Consider the following 23,062-nt stretch of genomic DNA (forward strand, 5'->3'; position numbering starts at 1 on the left):
TTGGCACAGAGGATGTGACGATGGGTCTGTTCGACGCAAAGGCTTCGTCCCTGTTCTCCCGGCTGGAAGGGCTGGTGCGCGCGCCGCGCGTGCTGTTCGGCGCTGCTCATGCCTTGGATCACGCCGATGACGCTCCCGCCGGGCCTCTCGATGCGCAATGGCTGGCGAGTGCGGCGGTGGAGGGCGGTTTCGCACCCGTGGTGCTGTCGCCCGAGCGGCAATCGACGCCTGTCGGCCTCGCCGGCCAGCGCCTCCACTGGGTGGAACCGAGCCCGGACGGCCGCCATGCGGTGGCGGTGGCGCGGCGGCCCGGCACCATGGCGGTGATGTTCGACCGGCTCTCGGGCACGGTGGTCGAGGCGTTCGAGCCGGGGGAGGGGCGGGTGTTCTCCGGCCATGGCCGCTTCAGCGCCGATGCGCGCCGCTTCCTCGCGGTGGAGATCGACCGGGTGACGGGCGTCGGCACGGTGACGCTGCGCGACGCGGCGGAGGGTTTCGCCATACGCGACGAATGGGCCTCGTCCGGCATCGGTCCGCATGACCTTTTGGCCGATGGCGACCTGCTCGTCGTCGCCAATGGCGGGCTGGAGCCGGGCACCGAGGAGGCGCTGGGGGCGGAGGAGGCGGGGGCGAGCGTCGCTTTGCTCGACCGCGCCACGGGCGAAACGCGGGCCGTAGCCGAACTCCATCCCGACTTCGCCTCGCTCTCGCTTCGCCATCTCGCGGTGGCGCCCGACGGGCTTCTGGTGGTGGCGGCGCAGGATGTGCTGGCCGACGGGGTGGCACGCCCGCTGGTCCATGCGGTGGGGCGCGACGGTCAGCTGACGGCGTTCGATGCACCGGAGGCCGAATGGCGGGGCTTCCGCACCTATATCGGCTCGGTCGCCTTCGACCTGTCGGGCGACTACGTGGCCGCGGCCAGCCCGCGTGGCAACAGGGTGACGTTGTGGCGGCGCGACGGACGCTTCCTCGGCTCCGTGCCGCTGGTCGATGGCTGCGGGCTGGCGCCGACCCGCAAGGCCGGCGAGTTTCTCGCCACCTCCGGTCTTGGCGAGACGGTGCTGATCGCGACCGATGGGATGAGCGTCGGCGTTGCGGCGCGCAAGGCCGGGGGCCCGCGCTTCGACAATCACGCCGCGCTGGTGGTGAACTGAAAGGCTTTTCATTTCAGCCATGTGGGTTGATAAAACGTCGAAACCCTGTTCGACGCCCGAAACTCCGCTGCGTGACTGTGAATGAACCCGATCTTCGCCTCCCTGCCCACCACCATCTTCGAAACCATGTCCGGCCTCGCCCGCCAGCATGATGCGGTGAATCTGGGCCAGGGCTTCCCGGACGATCCCGGCCCGCAGGACGTGCGGGCAAAGGCCGCCGATGCGGTGCTCAACGGCTGGAACCAATATCCGCCGATGATGGGCCTGCCTGAACTGCGCGAGGCGGCGGCACGCCACTATGCGCACTGGCAGGGCCTCGATCTCGACCCGGCCCGCGAGGTGATGGTGACCTCCGGCGCCACCGAGGCACTGGCCGGTGCGCTGATGGCGCTGATCGCGCCGGGCGAAGAGGTGGTGCTGTTCCAGCCGCTCTACGACGCCTACCTGCCGCTGGTGCTGCGTGCCGGAGGCGTGCCGCGCTTCGTCAGCCTCACCCCGCCGCATTGGCGGCTCGACGAGGCGGCGCTGGCGGCCGCGTTCTCCCCGCGCACCCGTGTGGTCCTGTTCAACAACCCGCACAACCCGACCGGCCGGGTGTTCGATGCGCAGGAGCTGGAGCTGCTGGCGCGCTTCTGCACCCGCTCGGGCGTGATCCTCGTCAGCGACGAGGTGTGGGAGCATGTGGTGTTCGACGGCGCCCGCCACATCAGCGCGCTCAGCCTGCCGGGGATGCGCGAGCGGGCGGTGAAGATCGGGTCGGCGGGCAAGATCTTCGGCATGACGGGGTGGAAGGTCGGCGTGGTCTGCGCGGCGCCGGAGATCATGGCGGCGCTGTCGCGCGCCCACCAGTTCCTCACCTTCACCACGCCGCCGGCGCTTCAAAGCGCGGTCGCCTATGGTCTGGGCAAGGAGGACGGCTGGTTCGACGCCATGCGGGCCGGGCTGCAGCGCTCGCGCGACCGGCTGGCGCAAGGGCTGGCGGGGCTCGGCCTGCCGACGCTGGCCTGTTCCGGCACCTATTTCCTGAACATGGACCTCGCCGCTCTCGGGGCGCCCATAGGGGATGCCGCCTTCTGCCGGGAACTGGTGGAGCGGCACGGCGTCGCAACCATTCCGGTCTCGGCCTTCTATGCGGAAAGTCCCGTCACCAGCGTGGTCCGGCTGTGCTTCGCCAAGCAGGATTCGACGCTGGACGAGGCCCTCGGCAGGCTCGCCGCCGCCAGCCTGCACCGGCAGCCGGCGGCTTGACCCGGTGCCGTTACTCTTCCGTCACAATTCCTGCTGAGATTTTAGGCGAATGCCTTCATTAGCGACTGCGAATGCATTTGTTTCGATTTTCGTCGCGATTGTATACCGCCGATACGGGCGCGCGGGCTTGGCACGGGCGTTGCAGAAAATCCCTTCAGTGCGCGGACGGGGGTCCTGCGTGCAAAAATCCAGAAGGGAACGAATATGCTCAAACTGTTCTCCGAGCCGGGCCGCTTTGCGGGTCGCCTCGTCGGGCGCGTGGCTGCGGGCGCCGCCGCGCTGGCGCTGATCGGCGCCGCCGTCCCGGCGAAGGCCGAGGATACGATCAAGATTGGCGTTCTGCACTCCCTCTCCGGCACCATGGCCATCAGCGAGACCACGCTGAAGGACACCGTGCTGTTCCTCGTGGACGAGCAGAACAAGAAGGGCGGCGTCCTCGGCAAGAAGATCGAGGCCGTGGTGGTGGATCCCGCTTCCAACTGGCCGCTCTTCGCCGAAAAGGCGCGTGAGCTGATTACCAAGGACAAGGTCGCGGTGGTGTTCGGCTGCTGGACCTCGGTGTCGCGCAAGTCCGTGCTGCCGGTGTTCAAGGAGCTGAACTCGATCCTGTTCTATCCCGTCCAGTACGAGGGCGAGGAGAGCGAGCGCAACGTGTTCTATACCGGCGCCGCCCCGAACCAGCAGGCGATCCCGGCCGTCGACTACCTGATGTCGAAGGATGGCGGCGAGGTGAAGCGCTGGGTGCTGGCCGGCACCGACTACGTCTATCCGCGCACCACCAACAAGATCCTTGAAGCCTATCTCAAGTCGAAGGGCGTCAAGGATGAGGACATCATGATCAACTACACGCCGTTCGGGCATTCCGACTGGCAGACGATCGTGGCGGACATCAAGAAGTTCGGCTCCGCCGGCAAGAAGACCGCGGTGGTCTCCACCATCAACGGCGACGCCAATGTTCCTTTCTACAAGGAGCTCGGCAACCAGGGCATCAAGGCGACCGACATTCCGGTCGTGGCGTTCTCGGTGGGTGAGGAAGAGCTCGCCGGCATCGACACCAAGCCCCTCGTCGGCCATCTCGCCGCCTGGAACTACTTCCAGTCGATCGACACGCCCGAGAACAAGGCGTTCATCGAGAAGTGGCACGAATACACCAAGAACCCGAAGCGCACGACCAATGACCCGATGGAAGCCACCTATATCGGCTTCAACGCCTGGGTCGCCGCGGTCGAGAAGGTGAAGAGCACCGATGCCGACAAGGTCATCGACGCCCTGCCGGGCATCAAGGTTCCGAACCTGACCGGCGGCACCGCCGAGGTTCTGCCGAACCACCACATCACCAAGCCCGTCTTCATCGGCGAAATCGAGGACAACGGTCAGTTCGACGTGGTGTGGAAGAGCAAGGGCCTGGTCCCCGGCGACGCCTGGTCGGACTTCCTGCCCGGCTCCAAGGATCTCGAAGCCGACTGGGTCAAGCTGAAGTGCGGCAACTTCAACACGGTCACCAAGAAGTGCGGCGGCGCCTGAGCCCTCGCGCGGCGTGAGCCGGCGCGGGCGTGCCCCGCCGGCCTCGCCGATGACCCGATGGCGGACGGGGCGTTCCCCCGCCCGCCTTTTAAGCCTTACGCACCCGGAGACCGGCCGATGCGTCTCGCCGCCGCCTTCCTTGCCTTCGCGCTGGCCGTGCTGACGGTCGTCGTCTCCCGCCCGGCCATGGCCGGGCCCTATGAGGACGCGCTCGCGAAATTCACCACCGAGTCCTACGCCGATACCGACGAGGGCCTCGGCCTTCTGGCGACCAGCGGCAATCCGCTCGCGGTCGATATCGTCGAGGCGCTCGCGGACGGGCGGCTTCTGTTCAATGCGGATGCGAAGACGGTCTATGTGAAGAAGGCCGACGGCAGCCTGATCGACGCCGCCACCGGCCAGCCGGCGACGGGTGTCGACGAAGCGGCGCTGAAGCCGGTTCGGGCCAATAACCGCGTGCGCCGCGCCATCGAGGCAGCCAGCGGCGCGCTGTCCCTGATGAATCCCGATCCGGCCAAGCGCCTTGCCGCTGCGCAGGCGGTGTTCAAGTCGCGCGACGCCGCAGCCCGTCCGGCTCTGGAAACCGCGCTTTCCCGGGAGAGCGACCCGCAGGTGAAGGCCGCGCTCGCCTCCGCCCGCGCCGCGATCGTCCTGAACGACAGTGCCTCTCCGGAGGCGGACCGCATCGCCGCCGTCGACACCATCGCCGGCGCCGGCAACCAGGACGCGCTCGCCTTGCTGCAGAACGTGCCGGCCGATGCGCCGGCCGGTGTCAAGACCGCGGCGGCGAGCGCCGTCGCCAGCATCCAGCATTCGCTCGCCATCTGGGATGTGGCGCAGAACATCTGGTACGGCCTCTCGCTCGGCTCCGTGCTGCTGCTCGCCGCCATCGGTCTTGCCATCACCTTCGGCGTGATGGGCGTGATCAACATGGCCCATGGCGAGATGGTGATGCTCGGCGCCTATGTGACCTTCATGGTGCAGGAGGCGATCCGCACCTACGATCCCGGCCTGTTCGACGCCTCGCTCATCATCGCCATCCCGATCGCCTTCCTCGTCACAGGGCTGATCGGCGTCGTCATCGAGCGCACGGTGATCCGCTTCCTCTATGGCCGGCCGCTGGAAACCCTGCTCGCCACCTGGGGCATCTCGCTGATCCTCCAGCAGGCGATCCGCACCGCCTTCGGCCCCACCAACCGCGAGGTCGGCGCGCCGAGCTGGATGTCCGGCGCCTTCGAAATCGGGCACCTCTCCATTACCTATGGCCGGTTATGGATCATCGTCTTCGCCGGGCTCGTTTTCCTTGCATTGCTGGGGACGCTGCGCCTCACCCGCATCGGCCTCGAAATGCGCGCGGTGACGCAGAACCGGCGCATGGCAGCCTCCATGGGCATCCGCACCAACTGGGTGGATGCGATGACCTTCGGCCTAGGATCCGGCATCGCCGGCATGGCGGGGGTGGCGCTGAGCCAGATCGACAATGTCTCGCCCAATCTCGGCCAGAGCTACATCATCGACAGCTTCCTCGTCGTGGTGTTCGGCGGGGTCGGCAATCTGTGGGGTACGCTGGTGGGCGCGATGTCGCTCGGCGTCGCCAACAAGCTGCTGGAGCCCTATGCCGGCGCGGTGCTCGGCAAGATCGCTCTCCTCGTCATCGTCATCCTCTTCATCCAGAAGCGACCGCGCGGCCTGTTCGCGCTCAAGGGCAGGGCGATCGAAGCATGAGCCATCCCGACACCACGCCGGGCGCCCGCCCGCCGGCCCTGCTGGGCACGCAAGGGGCGATCTTCCTCGCCATCGTGCTTGGCGCCGCCGTCCTTATCCCAGCACTCAACCTGCTGACGCCGGCCGGCTCGGCGCTGCATGTGCCGACCTATCTGGTCTCGCTGCTCGGCAAATATCTCTGCTACGCGCTGCTGGCCATGTCGGTGGACCTCATCTGGGGCTATGTTGGCATCCTCTCGCTTGGCCAGGGCGCCTTCTTCGCGCTCGGCGGCTATGCGATGGGCATGTATCTGATGCGCCAGATCGGCACCCGCGGCGTCTATGGCGACCCGGTGTTGCCGGACTTCATGGTGTTCCTCAACTGGAAGCAGCTTCCCTGGTTCTGGTACGGCTTCGACTGGTTCCCCTTTGCGGCGCTGATGGTGCTGGTCGCGCCGGGCGCGCTGGCGCTGGTGTTCGGCTGGTTCGCCTTCCGTTCGCGGGTGACGGGCGTCTATCTGTCGATCATCACCCAGGCGATGACCTTTGCGCTGCTACTGGCCTTCTTCCGCAACGACATGGGCTTCGGCGGCAATAACGGCCTGACCGACTTCAAGGACATCCTCGGCTTCAACGTGCAGGCGGACGGCACGCGCGCCGTGCTTTTCGCTCTCTCCGCGCTGGCGCTGGCGTTCGGCTATGTGCTGTGCCGCTATCTGGTGCGTTCGCATTTCGGCAAGGTGCTCATCGCGATCCGCGACGCCGAGGCGCGCGTGCGCTTCACCGGCTACCGGGCGGAGAACTACAAACTGGTCGCCTTCGTCGTCTCGGCCTGCCTCGCCGGCGTCGCCGGAGCACTCTACGTGCCGCAGGTTGGCATCATCAATCCGAGCGAGTTCTCGCCGGCCAACTCCATCGAGATCATCGTCTGGGTCGCGGTCGGCGGGCGCGGCACGCTGGCCGGGGCGGCGCTGGGCGCTGTGCTGGTGAACTACGCCAAGACCTACTTCACCTCCGGCGTGCTGGCGCCCTACTGGCTGTTCATGCTGGGCGGGCTGTTCGTGGCGGTGACGCTGTTCCTGCCCAAGGGCATCGTCGGCACCTTCCTCGACTGGCGTTCCCGCCATGCCGAGGCGGAGCCCGACGTGCCGGGCGCGACGCCGAAGCCCGTGGCGTGAGGGAGCCCGAGATGAGCGACATCCTGATGGCGCCCGAGGCCGCCAACCCGCCGCGTGCGATCACCGAAAAGACCCTCACCGACGCACTGCTGTATCTCAACGGCGTGAGCGTGACCTTCGACGGCTTTCGCGCTCTCAACGCGCTGTCTTTCACCGTGGATGCCGGCGAGATGCGCGCCATCATCGGCCCGAACGGCGCCGGCAAGACCACGATGATGGACGTGATCACCGGGAAAACGCGGCCCGATATCGGCGAGGTGTTCTTCAATGGCGGCACGACCGATCTCACCAAGCTGGACGAAACCGAAATCGCGACGCTCGGCATCGGCCGCAAGTTCCAGAAGCCGACGGTGTTCGAGAGCCACATGGTGATCGACAATCTGCGTCTCGCCCTGAAGGGCCAGCGCGGCGCGCTCGCCAACATCTTCCGCAGGGAGACGGGCGAGGAGCGCGACAAGATTGACGCCATCTTCGAGACCATCCGGCTCTCCGACCACCGCTACCGCCTCGGCGGCGCGCTCTCTCATGGACAGAAGCAGTGGTTGGAGATTGGCATGCTGCTGGCGCAGGATCCCAAGCTGCTCCTGGTCGACGAGCCGGTCGCCGGCATGACCGACGCCGAAACCGCCCAGACCGCCGAACTGCTGCGCGCCATCAATGCCAACGGCCATTCGGTGGTGGTGGTGGAGCACGATATGACCTTCGTGCGCGACCTTGGCGTGCGGGTGATGTGCCTGCATGAAGGCTCGGTGCTGGCGGAAGGCACGCTCGATCAGGTCAGTGCCAATGAGCGCGTCATCGAAGTCTATCTGGGGCGGTGATTTTAGGAAGCGATCGGCGGCATGCTGGAAGTTCAGGACGTCAACCTCTTCTACGGCGCTGCGCAGGCGCTGCGCGGGGTCTCGCTTCTTGCCGAGCCGGGCAAGGTGACCTGCGTGCTGGGGCGCAACGGGGTGGGCAAGACCAGCCTGATGCGCGCCATCGTCGGCCGTCATCCGGTGTCGAAGGGCACGATCCGCTTCAATGGCGAGGACATCACCGCCATGGCGCCGGCCGAGCGGGCGCGCCGCGGCATCGCCTTCGTGCCGCAGGGCCGCGAGATCTTCCCGCTGTTGACCGTGGCCGAGAATCTGGAGACCGGCTTCGCACCGCTGAAGCGGGTCGATCGCTCGATCCCTGACGACGTGTTCTCCCTGTTCCCGGTGCTCGACTCGATGATGCGGCGACGCGGCGGCGACCTCTCCGGCGGCCAGCAGCAGCAACTCGCCATCGGCCGCGCCCTGGTGATGCGGCCCAAGGTGCTGGTGCTGGACGAGCCGACCGAGGGCATCCAGCCCTCGATCATCAAGGATATCGGCAACGCCATCCGCTACTTGCGCGGCAAGGGCGACATGGCCATCGTGCTGGTCGAGCAATATTTCGACTTCGCCCGCGAACTGGCGGACCGCTTCATCGTGATGGAGCGCGGGGCCGTGGTGATGTCGGGTGACGGCGCGGCGCTTGAGGATCCGGATGTACGCAACCGCATTGCCGTCTGAGGACGCCGCGCCGACGCGCATTCCGCAGGCACTGCGGGCCCATAGCCGGCTTCGTTTCGAGGCCTGTCTGGCCGGGGCACGCACCGTGCCGGGGCAAGTGAGCGAGGCCGGCCATGCCCGCGTGCGCTTCCCGCTCTCCGGCCGGCGTTCCGGCGCACTGGAGGCGGTGTTGCTCAACACCGGGGGTGGGATCGCCGGCGGCGATACCATTGCGAACGAGATCCATGCCCGCACCGGAACGCGACTGACCGTGACCTCGCAGGCGGCGGAGAAAGTCTACCGCTCGGACGGCGCCGTCTCCGCGCTCGACGTTGCGCTGTGGGTGGAAGCCGGCGCGCGGCTCGACTGGCTGCCGCAGCCGACGATCCTGTTCGATGCGGCCCACGTCGAGCGCAGGATCGCGGCCGACATCGCCGCCGATGCGCGGCTGCTGATGATCGAGCAGGTGATCCTCGGCCGCACCGCGCGCGGGGAGCGCTTCCAGACCGGGCGCCTGTCGGACAGTTGGCGGATTCGCCGGGACGGGCGGCTCATCTATGCGGACGGCTTTCATCTCGGCGCGGACGCCGCCGCCACGCTGGCGCGTCCGGCGGTCACTGGCGGTTGGCCGGCCTTCGCGACGCTGCTGCTGGTTGCGCCGGGAGCCGAGGACCTGCTCGCCCCCGCCCGCATCACGCTCGGTCTGCCGGATGGCGCGGCGCAGGACGATGCGCCCCTGGCCGCGGAGCCCGAGGCGGGCGGCGACCTCGAAGCCGGGGTCAGCGCATGGGACGGCATGTTGAGCGTGCGGCTGATCGGCCGGCACGGCGGCGCCGTGGAAGCGGCGGTCCGCCGGCTGATCGGCCGATTGGGGCTCGCCGAGACGCCCCGCATCTGGCATTCCTGAACGAAACGATATGCGATGATCGGACCGCCCGGACCGCCGCGCAAAGCCCGCGACCTTCGTTCCAACGACCATTTTCCGCCTGTTTCCGGAGGAGCTCGATGAATCTCAGCCCGCGCGAAAAGGACAAGCTTCTGGTGGCGATGGCCGCCGTCGTGGCGCGGCGCCGGCTCGAGCGCGGCGTGAAGCTCAACCATCCCGAAGCCGTGGCTCTGATCACGGACGTCGTGGTGGAAGGCGCCCGCGACGGCCAGTCGGTCGCTGCCCTCATGAGCCTCGGCGCGCAGGTGCTCACGGCCGACCAGGTGATGCCCGGCGTTGCCGAGATGATCCACGAGATCCAGGTGGAGGCCACGTTCCCGGACGGTACCAAGCTGGTGACCGTGCATGAACCGATCCGCGCCGCCGGGCAGGAGGTGGTGCCGGGCGAGGTGCTGGTGGAGGATGGCGAGATCGAGCTGCTCGCCGGCCGTGAGATCGCGGAGATCGAGGTCGCCAATACCGGGGACCGGCCGATCCAGGTCGGGAGCCATTACCATTTCTACGAAACCAACCCCGCCCTCCGCTTCGACCGCGAGGCGGCGCGCGGCATGCGGCTCGCCATACCTTCCGGGACGGCCGTGCGTTTCGAGCCGGGCCAGACCCGTTCCGTCCTGCTGGTGCCCTTCGCCGGCAAGCGCGAAGTGTTCGGCTTCCGGCAGGAGGTGATGGGCCGGCTGTGAGCGCGCCCGCGCGCCGCCCGCCCGTCGCCCTGTATCGCCCTGTTTGATCCCGCATCGGATTGCGCCATGGCCATCAAGATTTCCCGCGCCGCCTATTCTGAGATGTTCGGCCCCACGGTGGGCGACCGGGTGCGGCTCGCCGACACCGCGCTCGTCATCGAGGTGGAGAAGGACCTCACCGTCTATGGCGAGGAAGTGAAGTTCGGCGGCGGCAAGACCATCCGCGACGGCATGGGGCAAGCGCAGACCACGCGCGCCGAGGGTTCGGTGGACACGGTCATCACCAACGCGCTGATCCTCGACCATTGGGGGATCGTGAAGGCCGATATCGGCCTGCGGGACGGACGCATCCACGCCATCGGCAAGGCCGGCAACCCGGACATCCAGCCCGGCGTCGACATCGTGATCGGACCCGGCACAGAGATCATTGCCGGCGAGGGCAAGATCATCACCGCCGGCGGTTTCGACAGCCACATCCACTTCATCTGCCCGCAGCAGATCGAGCACGCGCTGATGAGCGGCGTAACCACGATGCTGGGCGGCGGTACGGGCCCTGCGGCGGGCACCAACGCCACCACCTGCACGCCGGGCCCCTGGCATATCGAGATGATGCTACGGTCCTTCGACGCCTTTCCGGTCAATCTCGCTTTGTCCGGCAAAGGCAATGCCTCGCTGCCCGGCGCACTGGCTGAGATGATCGAGGCCGGCGCCTGCGCGCTGAAGCTGCACGAGGACTGGGGCACCACGCCGGCCGCCATCGACAACTGCCTGTCGGTCGCCGACGAATACGACGTGCAGGTGATGATCCACACCGACACGCTGAACGAGTCTGGCTTCGTCGAGGACACCATCGCCGCCTTCAAGGGCCGCACCATTCACGCCTTCCACACGGAGGGCGCCGGCGGCGGCCATGCGCCGGACATCATGAAGGTGGCTGGCCTGCCCAACGTGCTGCCGTCTTCCACCAACCCGACGCGCCCCTTCACCGTGAACACCCTGGACGAGCATCTCGACATGCTCATGGTGTGCCACCACCTCGATCCCTCCATCGCAGAGGATCTCGCCTTCGCCGAGAGCCGCATCCGCAAGGAGACCATCGCGGCGGAGGACATCCTCCACGACATCGGCGCGATCTCGATGATGAGTTCGGACAGCCAGGCCATGGGCCGGCTCGGCGAGGTGGTGACCCGCACCTGGCAGACCGCGCACAAGATGAAGCTGCAGCGCGGCCTGCTCGCCGGTGACAGCGCGCGCAACGACAATGCCCGCGCCAAGCGCTACATCGCGAAATACACCATCAACCCCGCCATCGCGCACGGCGTTTCGCGGCATATCGGCTCGGTGGAGCCGGGCAAGCTGGCCGACCTCGTGATCTGGACGCCGGCCTTCTTCGGCACCAAGCCGGACATGGTGATCAAGGGCGGCGCCATCGTCGCGGCGCAGATGGGCGACCCCAATGCCTCGATCCCGACCCCGCAGCCGGTGCACTACCGCGAGATGTGGGGCGCCTACGGCAAGGCCCGCACCGCGACCTCGCTCACCTTCGTCTCGCATGCCGCGGTCGAGCGCGGCGTGGGCGCGCGGCTCGGGCTGGAGAAGCAGCTCGTGGCGGTTGAGAATGTGCGCGGCGGCATCGGCAAGGCCTCGATGATCCACAATGGCGCGACGCCGAATATCGAAATCGACCCGGAAACCTATGAGGTGCGGGCCGACGGCGAGTTGCTGACCTGCGCGCCCGCGACCGAGCTGCCCATGGCGCAGCGCTATTTCCTGTTCTGAGCGAGGCATCGATCAGTTCTTCAACCTTGCCCCGTGCCGTCCCGGTATCCACATGGCGGGCAAGCCTGTATTCGTTGCGCGCCGGTGGCCTGCCGGCGCAGGAGAGACGTTCCAATGATCCATGCCCGCACATTGCTGCCCGCCGGCACCTGGGATCCGTCCACCGCCGCCGATCGCGTGGTGCTGCCCCATGACGGGCGTCATCGCCGCCGCATCGCCATGCGCGGGGAGGGCGACGTCGCCTTCCTGCTCGATTTTCCGGAAACGGTGCGGCTGAAGGACGGCGACGGCCTGCAGCTCGATGACGGGCGCATCGTCGCCGTGGTCGCCGCCGCCGAGCCGGTAGCGGAGATCGTGGCGCGCGATGCGCATCATCTGGCGCGGCTGGCCTGGCATCTCGGCAACCGTCATGTATCGGCACAGTTTCTCACCGACCGCATCCGCATCGCCCGCGATTCCGTTCTGGAGGAGATGGTGCGGGGACTCAGCGCTGAGGTCGCGATCGTGGAGGCGGCCTTCGAGCCGGAAGGCGGGGCCTATGAGCAGGCCGACGCCCATGGCCACGGCCATCGTCACGGCCACGACCATCACGCGCATGAGCATGGCGAAGCCTGCGGCTGCGGTCACGACCATCACGATCATGCGCATGGGCACGACCACCCCGGACACGAGCACGCCGGGCACGGGCATGATCACAACGAGCATGGCCATCACGGGCACGCGCATCACGTCCACGATCACGAGGACCACGCGCATCACGAGCATGGCCCGGATTGCGGCTGCGGGCATGACCACGCCCATGGCGAGCACCACCACGTCCATGTCGGCAAGGACGAGCCGCACCATCACGGCGGGCACGGGCACGACGCGCACGCCCATGAGGACCATGGCCACCATCACGGCCACGCCCACAAGCATGGCTGAATCCGTGCCGGCAGAGGCCTGGGGGGCGCCCATCCCTGACCTCATTCCCCTGTTCGTGTGGTTGTCGCCGGCCTACCCGGTCGGCGCCTTCGCCTATTCGCACGGCCTCGAATGGGCGGTGGAAGCCGGCGATATCCGCAACGCGACCAGCCTGCGCGACTGGGTGAATGACCTGCTGCGCCATGGCGGCCCCTTCACTGACGCGGTTTTCTTCGCCCATGCCCATCGCGCATTGATTGCGGATGATCATGTGGCGCTGCGCGAAGTTGCCGAACTCGCATCCGCCTTCGCGCCGAGCCGCGAGCGGCAGATGGAGACGCTGAATCAGGGCGACGCCTTCATGACCGCCACCCGCATCGCATGGCCGAGCAAGCGGCTGGAGCGGCTGGTCGAGGTGTGGGATGGGCGGACCGCCTATCCGGTTGCGGTGGGAGCGGCGGCTGCGGCGCATGATTTGCCGTTGGAGGCGGCGCTCGGTGCGTTCCTCACCGCGGTGGCGGCCAATCTCATCTCCGCGGCGGTGCGGCTGGTGCCGCTGGGCCAGACGGACGGCAACAGGGTGCTTGCCGCCCTTGCTCCCATCGTGCGGGAAGCAGCAGCAGCGGCTATACGCCATCCGCTCGAGAGGGTGGGAGGTGCGGCTCTGCGTTCGGACATCGCGGCGATGCGGCACGAGACCCAATACACGAGACTGTTCAGAAGTTGAGCGGAGAAGCGGCATGAGCACGACCACCAGTCCCGGCGGCGGGCCGTTGCGGGTAGGCATCGGCGGCCCGGTGGGATCGGGCAAGACGGCGCTGATGGAGGCGCTGTGCCGGTCCTTCCGCGACCGGTTCGACATCTGCGCCATCACCAACGACATCTACACCAAGGAAGACGCGGAGATCCTCACCCGTGCCGGCGCGCTGGCCGCCGATCGCATCATGGGCGTGGAGACCGGCGGCTGCCCGCACACCGCGATCCGGGAGGACGCCTCGGCCAATCTCGCGGCCGTCGCCGAGATGCGCGGGCGTTTTCCCCGGCTCGACCTGATCCTCATCGAATCGGGGGGTGACAACCTCGCTGCGACCTTCTCGCCGGAACTCGCGGACATCACCGTCTATGTGATTGATGTCGCGGCGGGGGAGAAGATCCCGCGCAAGGGCGGCCCCGGCATCACCCGTTCCGATCTGCTGGTGATCAACAAGATCGACCTTGCCCCCCATGTCGGCGCCTCGCTGGAAGTGATGGACCGCGATGCCGCCCGGATGCGCGGACGCCGGCCTTTCGTCTTCGCCAATGTGCGGGCAGGGGAGGGCGTTGCCGAGGTCGCGCGCTTCATCGAGACGGCTGGCGGGCTGGTCTCGGCCTGACATGGTTCCGAGACCAAAGGTTCCATTGAAGGCAGCCGCGATGCTGACGGACGCGGGCTTGTAAGTGGCCCGCTTCATCCGTATCAATATTCGTCTGGAAACAAGTCATTTGTAATCATTACAACGAGGCCTTCGGCCAAGACTTCCAGACTTGATGCGGTAGTCAGATGGAAGTTTTCGAAATGTCGGATGGGCAGCAATCAAGAGGCGTTGCGGATACGGTTCCAGGATCGCGCCGGGTCATCCCCGTCGTCGACCAGACGATCGACAGCCGCGAGCTCTTCATTGCGACGAAGGAAATCATCATCGCCCATCGTGGTGAATCCTATCGCCTGCGGCTGACCTCGCAGAACAAGCTCATCCTAACCAAATGAAAACGGGCGACCATGGACCGCCCGCGTCGCATATTCCGCCATCCGCGCCGTCAGCGGATCGGGCGCCGGTTCAGCAGATTCGCAATCTCGCTGCTGTCCGGGTCGATCGAGGCGAAGGGATCCTCGGCCGGCGGCGGCGCGGCTCTTACCGCCGGGGCGCTGGACAGACCCTCGAAGGGATTGCGCTGGTCCTGGGATTCGACACGCAGGACATCCCGGACCGGCTCGGCGGGAAGAGAAGCCGGCCGTTCAGCGGCGGCCACCCCGGGCGCCGCGGCGAGCGGTGAAGGAGGGGCCGGGCGGACCGGCGCCATGGGTGCGGTTGAGGCCGGAGCCGGGGCCGGACGCGGCTGCGGCCGTCGCATGGAGGCTTCCAGCGGATCGGCCATTTCGGCAAAACGCGGATCCACCTTCACCGCGATCAGCGGCTCATCCGGTGCGCGCGGAGAAACGGGCGGCCGTGAGGCTTTAGGCGGGGCGCTTTCTGCCGGCTCTACAGCCTGTAGGTCGTCCTCCGCAGGCGTCGCCGCGCTCTCCTTGTCCGCACTACGAGCCGTACCGCCGCGCGTGCCGAGACGCCCGAACAGACCCGGCTTCGGCGCGGGCTCGACGCGCTGGAGCGGCCGCTCGGCCGGCACGACCGGGCGGGAAACCGCCAGCGGCTCCACATCCGCGCCGGGGCGATAGCGTCCGGCGGAGGAGCCGTTGCGCTCCACCGGACGCAGGCTTGCGGGCTCGTCGATTCCCGTTTCCACGACCAGCTCGTTCGGACCGCCGACGAGGATCAGATGCTGCACGTCGTCACGCTGGATCAGCAGCAGCCGGCGGCGGTCGTCCACCATAAGTTCGTCGAGCACGAAGAGGCGGCGCGCGCGGGACTTGCGGCGGCCGGCCCGGCGGATCGAGCCCATCGCCCAGTTGAAGACGAGAATGAGGACGATGAGGCCGACGATCCCGATCCCGATCCGGATCAGCAGGTCCATGTCCACATTCGCCATGAGATTCTGAAGCATCGCGCCCTCCACGAGCCGGTATTGCACTGGCCCTTTTCCCGCGCCGCGCGCCCGGGGGCAAGCGTCGAGCGGCAATGACTGGCCTTCCCGTGCTTGAAAACGGTTCGCAGGGCACGATGATGGCGAAAGGTGACGTTATGCGCACAACCTTGCCACCATCTCGCCGCAGCATGCCTTCCCTCTTGCCCCGGAAGCACGCGTCGGGCACCTAGGAGAGGTGCTGCGTCGGCTGCTTCGGGGGAAGGGCCTGCGCGAGGGAATGTCCGGGCAAGCGCCCCGCGCCATTCCGGCGGAACGGGGATTCGAAAGAGCCTATGGCGGAGCGGGAACCGGGGAACGTGGCGCTCGACCGAGGCGGGAGCGGGGGAAGCATCCGCCTCGTGCTGGTGGTAGCGCTCGCGCTGGTGGGGGCCGTTCTGTCGCTTCTCCTGCTCGGCCGCGACAATGCCGATCCCTGGATCATCGGCCTGCTGAGCCTGATGGCGGTGGCCGGCGTCTTCGCCTTGTTCGCCTTCGCTGCGGGCCTGCTGCATTTTGGCGTGCCGGATGCACGGAACGAACTGGCCCGGCAGGTGATCGAGGGAGCCGGCGAAGGTCTGGCGGTCGTCGATCCACTCGGCCGTGTTCTCTACGCCAATGCCCGTTACCAGGCGATGACGGCCGGCGAAGACGGCGAGGTGCGTCCGATCGAGCGCCTCTTCACCACCGATCCCGACGCGTCGGAGGCGGTTTATCGGCTGGCGCAGGCGGTGCGTGCCGGCAAGGGCCTCACCGAGGAGATCCGCCTGCCAGCGACGGTGGACGAGCCGACACGCTGGCTCCGGCTCGGCGCACGGCCCTGCGGCGGCGTCGCGGGCGGCCGGGCGACGGTTTGGAGTATCGCCGACCTCACGCGCGAGCGCGAACGGCAGGAGACGGCCTTTCTCGAACTCCAGCACGCCATCGACTATCTCGACCACGCGCCCGCCGGCTTCTTCTCCGCCGATGCACGGGGCGCGATCCACTACATCAACGGCACGCTTGTGGACTGGCTGGGCTATGACCTCGCCGAGTTCGGGCCTGGCGGATTGTCGCTCGGCGACATCGTGCCGGGCCCGGCTGCCGCGTTGCTCACGCAGGTCATACCGGTGCCGGGCGGCACGCGCACGGAGCGGGTCGACCTCGACCTGCTGCGCAAGAATGGCCAGGCCCTGCCGGTGCGCATCTGGCACCGCGTGGCGTTTTCGGCCGACGGTGTGCCGGGACCCTCGCGCACGCTGGTCGTCAACCGCTCGGAGGAGGATTCGGCCGGCGATCCGTTGCGCGCCGCCGAGGTGCGCTTCGCCCGGTTCTTCCACAATTCGCCCATCGCCATCGCGACACTGGACCGCCGTGGTCGGGTGATGCAGTCCAACGCCATGTTCGCGCGGCTGTTCGGCGTCGAAGGCGGACAGGGACGCAGCCTGTTCGATCTGGTCGGCGAGGCGGGCGGCGCGAGACTGCGCGAGGAACTCGGCCCGGTGCTCGAAGGGCGCGCCCCGACCGGGCCCGTCGATATCGCGCTTCCGGCGCCTCCCGGCATCAAGGACCCCGTGACCAAGGACGGCGCGCGCGATGGCGGGCGTTCCGTGCGGCTGTATGCGGCCGGCGCGCAGGATTGCGACGCGGAAGCGCGCAGCGAGGCGGTCATCGTCTATGCCATCGACACCACCGAGCAGCGCGCGCTGGAGGCACAATTCGCGCAGTCGCAGAAGATGCAGGCGATCGGCCAGCTCGCCGGCGGCGTGGCGCACGACTTCAACAACGTGCTGACAGCCATCATCGGCTATTCGGACCTGCTGCTGGCCAATGGCCGGCAGACCGATCCGTCCTTCCACGACATCATGCAGATCAAGCAGAACGCCAACCGCGCCGCGGCTCTGGTGGGGCAGCTGCTGGCTTTCTCGCGCCGTCAGACCCTGCGCCCGCAGGTGCTCAATCTCGGCGAGGTGATGAGCGACCTTTCCATGCTGCTGCGTCGCCTGCTCGGCGAGCGGGTGAAGCTGGAGGTCAGGGAAGGACGGGACCTCTGGCCGGTGGAGGCCGATCTCAGCCAGTTCGAGCAGGTCATCGTCAATCTCGCGGTGAATGCGCGCGACGCCATGCCCGAAGGCGGCATGCTCACGATCCGCACCGCGAACGTCCCGGCGGCGGAGGCGGGCATCTATGCGGATGCCAACCTTTCGGCCTCCGACCATGTGCTGGTCGAGGTGTCCGACACCGGCACCGGCATTCCGCCCGCGATCATCGACAAGATCTTCGAGCCGTTCTTCTCCACGAAGGAGGTCGGCAAGGGCACGGGCCTCGGGCTCTCGACCGTCTACGGCATCGTGCAGCAGACGGGCGGCACGCTGCAGGTCGACAGCCGCCTTGCCGGCGGCCCCGGTCCCTCGGGCACCACGTTCCGGGTGTTCCTGCCACGCTCCATGCCCAAGGCGGCGAAGGTGGCGGACAAGGCGCTGGAGGCCGTTCCCGAGCCCGCGCCGAAGCCGACCGATCTCACCGGGCGCGGCACGCTGCTGCTGGTGGAGGATGAGGACGCCGTGCGCGCCTTCGCCTCGCGGGCGCTGGCGTCGCGCGGCTATCATGTCATGGAGGCGGCCTCCGGCCTCGAGGCGCTCGACGTGCTCGCCGAGCATGGCGGAACGGTCGATCTGGTGCTGTCCGATGTCGTGATGCCGGAGATGGACGGCCCCACGCTGCTGAAATCGCTGCGGTCGACCTATCCCGACATCAAGGTGATATTCATGTCGGGCTATGCCGAGGAAGCGTTCGCCCGGAACCTTCCAGAAGGCGCGGCCTTCGGCTTCCTGCCGAAACCCTTCACCCTCAAGCAGTTGATCGAGGCGGTGAAGAAGGCGCTGGAACAGGGCGAATAGGACGGTCGCCGGCTCATGATCGGGGGCCGGGGCGGTTGGCGAGGTTGGAGACAGGAATGACCACGAAGGTTGAGCACGCATTCGAAGCCCTGGCCGCCGACCGCGCCGCAGGCAATGGCCAGAGCATCGCTTCGCTCTTCGCCACGGATCCGAACCGGTTCGACGGCTTCTCCGCGCGCCTTGACGACCTGCTGCTCGACTATTCGAAATGTGCGCTCACCGGCGACACCGTGGGACATCTGCTCAACCTCGCCCGCGCTGCCGGTGTCGAGGCCAGGCGCGATGCAATGTTCGCGGGCGAGCACATCAATCTCACCGAAGATCGCGCTGTCCTGCACATCGCGCTGCGGGCGCCCGAGGGCGTGAAGCTGGATGTCGACGGCGAGGATGCGGTGGCGCAGGTCCATGCCGTTCTCGCGGCCATGGCCCGCTTCGCGACGGGAATCCGCTCCGGCGCATTGAAAGGCGCGACCGGCAAGGCGATTACCGACGTCGTCAATATCGGCATCGGCGGCTCCGATCTCGGCCCGGTCATGGCGACGCTGGCGCTGGCGCCCTACCATGACGGCCCGCGCGCGCATTACGTCTCCAATGTCGACGGCGCGCATCTGTTCGACACGCTGAAGCCGCTCGATCCGGCGACCACGCTGTTCATCGTCGCCTCCAAGACCTTCACCACGCAGGAAACGATGGCGAATGCCGAGAGCGCCCGGCACTGGCTGGTCGAGGCGCTTGGGGAGGATGCCGTCCGCCATCATTTCGCGGCGGTCTCCACCGCGCTCGACAAGGTCGCCGCCTTCGGCATCGCTCATGATCGGGTGTTCGGCTTTTGGGACTGGGTCGGCGGGCGCTATTCGGTATGGTCGGCCATCGGCCTGCCGGTGATGATCGCGGTGGGGCCGGATCGGTTCGAGGAATTCCTCGCCGGCGGTCATGCCATGGACGTGCATTTCCGCTCTGCGCCGCTGGAGCGCAACCTGCCGGTGCTGCTCGGCCTCGTCGGCATCTGGCACCGCGACGTGTGCGGCTACGCCACGCGTGCGGTCATTCCCTATGACCAGCACCTGTCCCGGCTGCCGGCCTATCTCCAGCAGCTCGACATGGAATCGAACGGCAAGCGCGTCACCCGCGATGGCACCCCGGTTTCGCACGATACTGGGCCGGTGGTGTGGGGCGAGCCCGGCACCAACGGGCAGCACGCCTTCTTCCAGCTCATCCATCAGGGCACGAGCCCGATCCCGGTCGAGTTCCTCATCGCCGCTCGTGGGCACGAGGAGGACAGCATTCCCGGCCTGCAGCGCCAGCACGCCATGCTGATCGCCAATTGCCTGGCGCAATCCGAGGCGCTGATGCGCGGGCGCACCCTGGAGGAGGCGCGGGCGCAGCTCCTGATGGGGGGGCGCGATCCCGCCAAGGCCGACGCGCTGGCGCCGCACCGGGTTTTTCCCGGCAACCGGCCTTCCGTGACCATCGCCTATGACCGGCTGAACCCCTTCACGCTTGGCCGCCTCATCGCGCTCTACGAGCATCGCGTCTTCGTCGAGGGAGCCATCTGGAACATCAACAGCTTCGACCAGTGGGGCGTCGAACTCGGCAAGGAGCTTGCGAGCACGCTTCTGCCGGCGGTCGAGAGCGGACAGGCGCCGGCCGCCCTCAGCGGTTCCGCTGCGGGGCTGCTGAAGCACCTCACCGCCCCGGCCACCTGACGGCGGCGATGCTTCGTGGCATCGTCCGCCGGAAACGCCTCCCTGCCTGATCGTTGCCGCCGGGCCTCACCGCCCATCTCTGGAGCCACCATGATCCGCGTCGTCGCCACCACCCCCTTCGAGGGCCAGAAGCCGGGCACGTCGGGCCTGCGCAAGAAGGTGCCGGTCTTCCAGCAGCCGCACTATGTCGAGAACTTCGTCCAGGCGATCTTCGACTCGCTCGAAGGCTTCGCGGGCCAGACGCTCGTGCTCGGCGGCGACGGGCGCTATTTCAATCGCGAAGCGATCCAGACTGTTCTGAAGATGGCCGCGGCCGCCGGCTTTGGCCGGGTGGCGGTCGGCAAGGGAGGCATCCTCTCGACGCCGGCGACCTCCTGCGTCATCCGCAAACGCAAGGCCTTCGGCGGCATCATCCTTTCCGCCAGCCACAATGCGGGCGGCCCGCAGGGCGATTTCGGCATCAAGTACAATATCGGCGCTGGCGGCCCGGCCCCCGAGCACATCACCGACGCCATCTTCGCGCGCACGAAGACCATCTCCGAGTATCGCATCCTCGAAGCGCCGGACGTCGACATCGACACGTTGGGCGAGGTGGGGCTCGGCGAGATGGTGGTCGAGGTGTTCGACCCCGTCGCCGACTATGCCGAGCTGATGCGGACGCTGGTGGATTTCGACGCGATCCGCGCCCTGTTCCAGAACGGCTTCACCATGCGCTTCGATGCGATGCATGCGGTGACCGGACCTTATGCCCACGCCATTCTGGAAGGCATGCTCGGCGCAGCGCCCGGCACGGTGGTGAACGGAACGCCCGAACCCGATTTCGCCGGCCACCATCCCGATCCCAACCTCGTCTACGCGAAGGATCTCTACGACCTGCTGATGTCGGATGCGGCGCCGGATCTGGGCGCGGCGTCCGATGGCGACGGCGACCGCAACCTGATCATCGGCCGCGGACAGTTCGTGACGCCGTCGGATTCGCTCGCCATGATCGCGGCGAACGCCCACCTCGCGCCCGGCTACAGCGGTGGCATTGCCGGCATCGCCCGCTCCATGCCCACCAGCGGCGCGGCGGACCGGGTGGCGGAAAAGCTCGGCATCACCTGCTACGAGACGCCGACCGGCTGGAAGTTCTTCGGCAACCTGCTCGACGCGGGGCTTGCCACCATCTGCGGTGAGGAGAGCGCGGGCACCGGCTCGAACCATGTGCGCGAGAAGGACGGCCTCTGGGCGGTGCTGATGTGGCTCAACATCCTTGCCGCCCGCCGGGAGAGCGTAGCCGACATCGTGCGCGGCCATTGGGTCACCTATGGCCGCAACTACTACACCCGCCACGATTTCGAGGAGGTGGACGCCGCCGCCGCCGACGGGCTTATGAACGCTCTGCGCGAAAGGCTCGCGACCCTGCCGGGGCAGGTCTTCAGTGGCCTCACCGTGGAGAAGGCGGACGATTTCTCCTATCACGACCCGGTGGACGGCTCGGTGACGACGAAGCAGGGCGTGCGGGTGTTTTTCACCGACGGCTCGCGCATCGTCTACCGCCTTTCCGGCACCGGCACCGCAGGCGCGACGTTGCGCGTCTATATCGAGCGGTTCGAGCCGGATGCGGGCCGGCACGCACAGGAGACGCAGGCGGCGCTGGCCGATCTCGTCGCGCTGTCGCGCAGCCTGCCGGACATTCCCGGCCGCACCGGCCGCACCGAGCCGGACGTCATCACCTGAAGCGGGGCGGGCTTGTCACGTCCGCTCGCGCAGCGCCTCGTGGCCCCGCCGGCGAAGTTCGGCGATCGAAGTCAGGCCCATCAGCGCGAGGCTGGTGTCGATTTCCTCGGCGAGATGGCGAATGACGCGACGCACCCCGTCCTCGCCATCGGCTGCGAGGCCATAGACATAGGCCCGGCCCAGCAACACGCCGGAGGCGCCGAGCGCGAGCGCCTTCACGATGTCGGTGCCGCGCCGGAATCCGCCATCGACCAGTACTTCAAGGCTGCCACCCAGCGCCTCGACGATTTCCGGAAGCATGGCGATGGTGGAGGGCGCGTCGTCGAGCTGACGCCCGCCATGGTTCGATACCACGATGGCGTCGACACCTGCCTCGCGTGCGGCGAGAGCGTCCTCCACCGAGAGCACGCCTTTCAGTACCAGTCGATGCGGCCAGCGCTTGCGCAGCCACGCCACGTCGGCCCAGCTCAGGCGCGTTTCGATCCGCCGCGCGAGATTGCCGGCCTGCGCCAGCGCACCGTGGCCGAACTCCGGCCGGTGGGCGACAGCTCCGCATTGCGGCATGCCACCGCGCATCAGGTCGAGGCACCAGCGCGGGCGCCGGATCATGCTCAGAGCAAGGCGCGGCGTGATGCGTGTCACGGCGCGGAAACCGTTGCGGATGTCCCGCTCCCGCGAGCCGGTAACCGCCACGTCGACGGTGAGAAAGAGCGTGGTCACGCCGGCGGCGAGCGCCTGCTCGATGAATTCGTCGCGGATCGTGGGGTCGTTCAGCACATAGAGCTGAAAGTGCAGCGGCCCGGCGGTTTCCGCGCGCAGACGGCCGATCGAGGCGATCGAGAAGCTGGAGAGGGCGAAGGGAACGCCCTCCATATGGGCTGCGCGCGCGGCCGCGATTTCACCATCGGCGGCGTAGAGCCCGAGAAAGCCAACCGGTCCCAGCATGAAGGGCAGGGGCTGCTGCGTGCCCAGCACATTGGTCGAAAGGTCGCGATTCGAAACGTCATTCAGCACGCGCTGGCGCAGGTTCCAGCGAGCGAAATCCGCCTCATTCGCCGCCAGCGTCCGCTCGGCGCCTGAGCCGCCCTCGATATAATCGAAGAAGATCTTCGGCAGCCGGCGGCGCGCGGCACGGCGGGCATCCTCGACATTGATCAGCATGGCGACCTCCGTCCGCTCCTTAGCGGGATCGCCGCCTCTGGAAAAGACGGCGATAGGCGATTCGTCGAGAACCAACCTCCGGCAACGGCAGCGTCGTCACGCCGCGACAGCGCCACGAGCTTCGCCGCTTGCCGGCCGGGGTAGGACAGTCTATCGCCATCATGCAGAACGAGCGGGGTGCAGCAG

General features: G+C 67.6%; 19 protein-coding genes. 17 read left to right on the forward strand and 2 right to left on the reverse strand.

From position 1 onward, the window contains the following. The first annotated feature begins 20 nt into the window (after positions 1-20). The 14 genes from MWN34_RS01200 (at position 21) to hemP (ending at position 14,380) form a co-directional block, all read left to right on the forward strand. A complete protein-coding gene (locus tag MWN34_RS01200) occupies positions 21-1,154 on the forward strand; it encodes a DUF1513 domain-containing protein (RefSeq protein ID WP_247025801.1) in 1,134 nt (377 codons plus the stop codon). Positions 1,155-1,235: 81 nt separating this feature from the next. Next, entirely contained in the window at positions 1,236-2,402 is a 1,167-nt protein-coding gene (locus MWN34_RS01205) for an aminotransferase (RefSeq protein WP_247025802.1), read from the forward strand. A 204-nt stretch (positions 2,403-2,606) separates the two neighbouring features. Beyond that, positions 2,607-3,926, forward strand: coding sequence for an urea ABC transporter substrate-binding protein (gene urtA, locus MWN34_RS01210; protein ID WP_247025803.1), 1,320 nt, complete (start codon positions 2,607-2,609; stop codon positions 3,924-3,926). Between the two features lie 117 nt (positions 3,927-4,043). Continuing rightward, on the forward strand, positions 4,044-5,651 hold the full coding sequence (urtB, locus tag MWN34_RS01215) for an urea ABC transporter permease subunit UrtB (protein ID WP_247025804.1): 1,608 nt from the start codon (positions 4,044-4,046) through the stop codon (positions 5,649-5,651). After that, entirely contained in the window at positions 5,648-6,808 is a 1,161-nt protein-coding gene (gene urtC / locus MWN34_RS01220; protein WP_247025805.1) for an urea ABC transporter permease subunit UrtC, read from the forward strand. The genes urtB and urtC overlap by 4 nt, the downstream gene beginning before the upstream one ends. Positions 6,809-6,834: 26 nt before the next feature. Further along, complete coding sequence (gene urtD, locus MWN34_RS01225; protein ID WP_247026130.1) at positions 6,835-7,629, forward strand: urea ABC transporter ATP-binding protein UrtD; 795 nt, start codon at positions 6,835-6,837, stop codon at positions 7,627-7,629. A gap of 21 nt (positions 7,630-7,650) precedes the next feature. Continuing rightward, positions 7,651-8,346: an urea ABC transporter ATP-binding subunit UrtE gene (urtE, locus tag MWN34_RS01230; RefSeq protein WP_247025806.1), complete on the forward strand. Its 696-nt coding sequence runs from the start codon at positions 7,651-7,653 to the stop codon at positions 8,344-8,346. Continuing rightward, the gene (locus MWN34_RS01235; protein WP_247025807.1) at positions 8,321-9,232 is read left to right on the forward strand and encodes an urease accessory protein UreD; all 912 of its coding nucleotides are present in this window, start codon (positions 8,321-8,323) and stop codon (positions 9,230-9,232) included. Before urtE ends, MWN34_RS01235 begins: the two co-directional genes overlap by 26 nt. A 98-nt stretch (positions 9,233-9,330) precedes the next feature. Then, on the forward strand, positions 9,331-9,951 hold the full coding sequence (locus MWN34_RS01240; protein WP_247025808.1) for an urease subunit gamma: 621 nt from the start codon (positions 9,331-9,333) through the stop codon (positions 9,949-9,951). 66 nt (positions 9,952-10,017) lie between these two features. Then, complete coding sequence (ureC, locus tag MWN34_RS01245) at positions 10,018-11,730, forward strand: urease subunit alpha (RefSeq protein ID WP_247025809.1); 1,713 nt, start codon at positions 10,018-10,020, stop codon at positions 11,728-11,730. A 114-nt stretch (positions 11,731-11,844) separates the two neighbouring features. Then, positions 11,845-12,654 carry an urease accessory protein UreE gene (locus MWN34_RS01250; protein WP_247025810.1) on the forward strand — a complete coding sequence of 270 codons (810 nt, stop codon included), beginning with the start codon at positions 11,845-11,847 and terminating at the stop codon, positions 12,652-12,654. Next, positions 12,647-13,360, forward strand: a complete 714-nt coding sequence (locus MWN34_RS01255) for an urease accessory protein UreF (protein WP_247025811.1) — start codon at positions 12,647-12,649, stop codon at positions 13,358-13,360. The genes MWN34_RS01250 and MWN34_RS01255 overlap by 8 nt, the downstream gene beginning before the upstream one ends. A 13-nt stretch (positions 13,361-13,373) precedes the next feature. After that, the gene (ureG, locus tag MWN34_RS01260) at positions 13,374-14,006 is read left to right on the forward strand and encodes an urease accessory protein UreG (protein ID WP_247025812.1); all 633 of its coding nucleotides are present in this window, start codon (positions 13,374-13,376) and stop codon (positions 14,004-14,006) included. Positions 14,007-14,173: 167 nt separating this feature from the next. Further along, positions 14,174-14,380, forward strand: a complete 207-nt coding sequence (gene hemP / locus MWN34_RS01265) for a hemin uptake protein HemP (RefSeq protein WP_247025813.1) — start codon at positions 14,174-14,176, stop codon at positions 14,378-14,380. Between the two features lie 50 nt (positions 14,381-14,430). Here hemP and MWN34_RS01270 read toward each other — a convergent pair whose 3' ends face one another. Continuing rightward, positions 14,431-15,393, reverse strand: coding sequence for a flagellar biosynthetic protein FliO (locus tag MWN34_RS01270; protein ID WP_247025814.1), 963 nt, complete (start codon positions 15,391-15,393; stop codon positions 14,431-14,433). A gap of 314 nt (positions 15,394-15,707) precedes the next feature. Here MWN34_RS01270 and cckA point away from each other — a divergent pair, with 314 nt between their 5' ends. The 3 genes from cckA to MWN34_RS01285 all read left to right on the forward strand — a co-directional run bounded on the left by cckA (position 15,708) and on the right by MWN34_RS01285 (position 21,715). Next, positions 15,708-18,290, forward strand: coding sequence for a cell cycle histidine kinase CckA (gene cckA / locus MWN34_RS01275; RefSeq protein ID WP_247025815.1), 2,583 nt, complete (start codon positions 15,708-15,710; stop codon positions 18,288-18,290). A 56-nt stretch (positions 18,291-18,346) separates the two neighbouring features. Next, on the forward strand, positions 18,347-19,996 hold the full coding sequence (gene pgi, locus MWN34_RS01280; protein WP_247025816.1) for a glucose-6-phosphate isomerase: 1,650 nt from the start codon (positions 18,347-18,349) through the stop codon (positions 19,994-19,996). 90 nt (positions 19,997-20,086) lie between these two features. Further along, a complete protein-coding gene (locus MWN34_RS01285) occupies positions 20,087-21,715 on the forward strand; it encodes an alpha-D-glucose phosphate-specific phosphoglucomutase (RefSeq protein ID WP_247025817.1) in 1,629 nt (542 codons plus the stop codon). Between the two features lie 15 nt (positions 21,716-21,730). Here MWN34_RS01285 and MWN34_RS01290 read toward each other — a convergent pair whose 3' ends face one another. After that, positions 21,731-22,876 carry an alpha-hydroxy acid oxidase gene (locus MWN34_RS01290; RefSeq protein ID WP_247025818.1) on the reverse strand — a complete coding sequence of 382 codons (1,146 nt, stop codon included), beginning with the start codon at positions 22,874-22,876 and terminating at the stop codon, positions 21,731-21,733. Positions 22,877-23,062: the final 186 nt, after the last annotated feature.

This window comes from Ancylobacter crimeensis, assembly GCF_023016805.1.
Taxonomy (GTDB): domain Bacteria; phylum Pseudomonadota; class Alphaproteobacteria; order Rhizobiales; family Xanthobacteraceae; genus Ancylobacter; species Ancylobacter crimeensis.

Coding starts and splice junctions, on each gene's coding strand:
- MWN34_RS01200 (WP_247025801.1), top strand. CDS start 21: ATGGGTCTGTTCGACGCAAAGGCTTCGTCCCTGTTCTCCCGGCTGGAA.
- MWN34_RS01205 (WP_247025802.1), top strand. CDS start 1,236: ATGAACCCGATCTTCGCCTCCCTGCCCACCACCATCTTCGAAACCATG.
- urtA (WP_247025803.1), top strand. CDS start 2,607: ATGCTCAAACTGTTCTCCGAGCCGGGCCGCTTTGCGGGTCGCCTCGTC.
- urtB (WP_247025804.1), top strand. CDS start 4,044: ATGCGTCTCGCCGCCGCCTTCCTTGCCTTCGCGCTGGCCGTGCTGACG.
- urtC (WP_247025805.1), top strand. CDS start 5,648: ATGAGCCATCCCGACACCACGCCGGGCGCCCGCCCGCCGGCCCTGCTG.
- urtD (WP_247026130.1), top strand. CDS start 6,835: ATGGCGCCCGAGGCCGCCAACCCGCCGCGTGCGATCACCGAAAAGACC.
- urtE (WP_247025806.1), top strand. CDS start 7,651: ATGCTGGAAGTTCAGGACGTCAACCTCTTCTACGGCGCTGCGCAGGCG.
- MWN34_RS01235 (WP_247025807.1), top strand. CDS start 8,321: ATGTACGCAACCGCATTGCCGTCTGAGGACGCCGCGCCGACGCGCATT.
- MWN34_RS01240 (WP_247025808.1), top strand. CDS start 9,331: ATGAATCTCAGCCCGCGCGAAAAGGACAAGCTTCTGGTGGCGATGGCC.
- ureC (WP_247025809.1), top strand. CDS start 10,018: ATGGCCATCAAGATTTCCCGCGCCGCCTATTCTGAGATGTTCGGCCCC.
- MWN34_RS01250 (WP_247025810.1), top strand. CDS start 11,845: ATGATCCATGCCCGCACATTGCTGCCCGCCGGCACCTGGGATCCGTCC.
- MWN34_RS01255 (WP_247025811.1), top strand. CDS start 12,647: ATGGCTGAATCCGTGCCGGCAGAGGCCTGGGGGGCGCCCATCCCTGAC.
- ureG (WP_247025812.1), top strand. CDS start 13,374: ATGAGCACGACCACCAGTCCCGGCGGCGGGCCGTTGCGGGTAGGCATC.
- hemP (WP_247025813.1), top strand. CDS start 14,174: ATGGAAGTTTTCGAAATGTCGGATGGGCAGCAATCAAGAGGCGTTGCG.
- MWN34_RS01270 (WP_247025814.1), bottom strand. CDS start 15,393: ATGCTTCAGAATCTCATGGCGAATGTGGACATGGACCTGCTGATCCGG.
- cckA (WP_247025815.1), top strand. CDS start 15,708: ATGGCGGAGCGGGAACCGGGGAACGTGGCGCTCGACCGAGGCGGGAGC.
- pgi (WP_247025816.1), top strand. CDS start 18,347: ATGACCACGAAGGTTGAGCACGCATTCGAAGCCCTGGCCGCCGACCGC.
- MWN34_RS01285 (WP_247025817.1), top strand. CDS start 20,087: ATGATCCGCGTCGTCGCCACCACCCCCTTCGAGGGCCAGAAGCCGGGC.
- MWN34_RS01290 (WP_247025818.1), bottom strand. CDS start 22,876: ATGCTGATCAATGTCGAGGATGCCCGCCGTGCCGCGCGCCGCCGGCTG.